Below are 1,780 nucleotides of genomic sequence, written 5' to 3'. Positions count from 1 at the left end.
ATCAATACGGTTTAAAAATTCAGGACGGAAAGCTGCTTTCACAACATTCATGACATCATTTTTTGCCTGATCGGTTGTTTGTCCCTCAGGCAGCGTGGTTAAAAACTCAGCACCAAGATTTGAAATCATAATGAGGAGGGTATTGCGAAAATCGACGGTATATCCTTGATTATCGATCAATCGTCCCTCATCAAACAACAGCCCTCAGGCTTCACTCCCCTGCGGTTTCACATCCCCCTCAGACTTCACATTCCCCTCAGGCTTCATATCCCCCTCAGGCTTCATATCCTTTGAAATCACGGGCACAATTTCAACACGCGAAATAGTTTTAACAGCCTCTCCGCCCTCTCCAGTCAGTTGCAGAGGTAAAACCTTTGCGAGAAGTGAAAAAAAAGGCACTGGATTATTGAGTGCATGATATTGAAGATAGGATACCAGCCCATCTTCACCATAGTGATAGCCAGCTTGTTCAGCAGCTGTAAGAAGGGCTTCATTAAACCGCCTTGTTGTTTTATTCAAAGCACCTTTTGAGCGCCCTCTCCGACGTAAGGGAAGGCAACGTTCCTCTGTCACCATTATCTTCTTTCACATAAAGTATAGAATCATTTTTTAGAAAGAAATCAGTCAATAAAGTGAAAAAAGCCAATACGGCTTAACAACATTGCACCCCCACATAAAAGCAGCACACAATAGAAATTACCTCAATCATCCCCTCTCCAGAGAAACACCTCCCCTAGAAATCTTTTTCACTGCACAGACAATAAAATTCAGGAAAAATCGGAAATTCCGAAAAACCCAAACAAGGAAAAGCACACAAACTTGGAAAATCTTAAATCAGAAACATTCCCTCTCATCTACGCACTTCTGTTTAGGTTATTTTTATTTTTCACCGGCTTCACCAGCTCAATTTCCACTTTACGGATTTAATACCGGTTGAATTTTCTGACTGACTTTTTTGTTTATTGGTTATCGGTTTTGTTTATCTGGTTATCTGGCTTACTTTTCGCGCTCTTTATCACTGTTATCGCCATCACTGTTATCGCCTGATTTGATACCGTCGCCTCATTTGACACGTTGTGACAAACCTTATACGTGACAAACCTTATACATTTTGACAAACGTTTTTCTGATAAACGATAAACACTTTACGCATTCATCTCCAACTTATCACTCGACTGATTTACGACTGATTTGCAGCTTATTGAGGGCGCGCTGTTCTCTTACGAAGAGTCTTCTTTTTCTTTTCTTACTGATTTTTGTTGATTTTTCCAACGTAATTTCGCTGGCTTGATAAAAACGCGCAATTGTAATTATGTAGCTATTTTATCTGTTGAGATTAACCTTGTCAAGTTTTTTATGCTCTCCTTATCATTCTTCCAGCTCGCAACCTATTTTTGTGTTATGGGCGAAAACACCAAACGATCTCCTTGTTTTGTAATTTTAACGGTTGTTTCATCAGGAATATTTCCAAACAAGATATCTTCAGCCATTGGATCTTGTATTTCTTTTTGAATAATGCGCTTGAGAGGACGCGCCCCATAGAGAGGATCATACCCTTTATTTGCGAGGAATTGTCGCACCTCTGGTTCGATTTGCAAAGTTATTTTGCGTTCATTGAGTAAATTTTGTAACTGTTTGATTTGAATATCGACGATTGCTTCCATATCGTGGCGTTGCAATCTCTGAAAGAGAATAATCTCATCAATACGGTTTAAAAATTCAGGACGGAAAGCTGCTTTCACAACATTCATGACATCATTTTTTGCCTGATCGGTTGTTT

The 1,780-nt window shown here is 39.6% G+C and carries 2 protein-coding genes and 1 pseudogene; all 3 read right to left on the bottom strand.

Translation table 11 applies throughout. The annotated features are described in order from the left end of the window. Positions 1 to 198, bottom strand: a pseudogene (locus MCQ_RS09015) (AAA family ATPase); the annotation flags it as partial. A 6-nt stretch (positions 199 to 204) separates the two neighbouring features. Next, on the bottom strand, positions 205 to 576 hold the full coding sequence (locus tag MCQ_RS08505) for a hypothetical protein (protein ID WP_006924794.1): 372 nt from the start codon (positions 574 to 576) through the stop codon (positions 205 to 207). 812 nt (positions 577 to 1,388) lie between these two features. Further along, positions 1,389 to 1,780: ATP-dependent Clp protease ATP-binding subunit (locus MCQ_RS08500; protein WP_006924797.1), on the bottom strand; the 392-nt coding region annotated here is incomplete at its 5' end.

This window comes from Candidatus Bartonella washoeensis Sb944nv (assembly GCF_000278135.1).
GTDB classification, from domain to species: Bacteria; Pseudomonadota; Alphaproteobacteria; order Rhizobiales; family Rhizobiaceae; genus Bartonella; species Bartonella washoeensis.
This window is presented reverse-complemented; position numbering and strand designations above follow the sequence as displayed.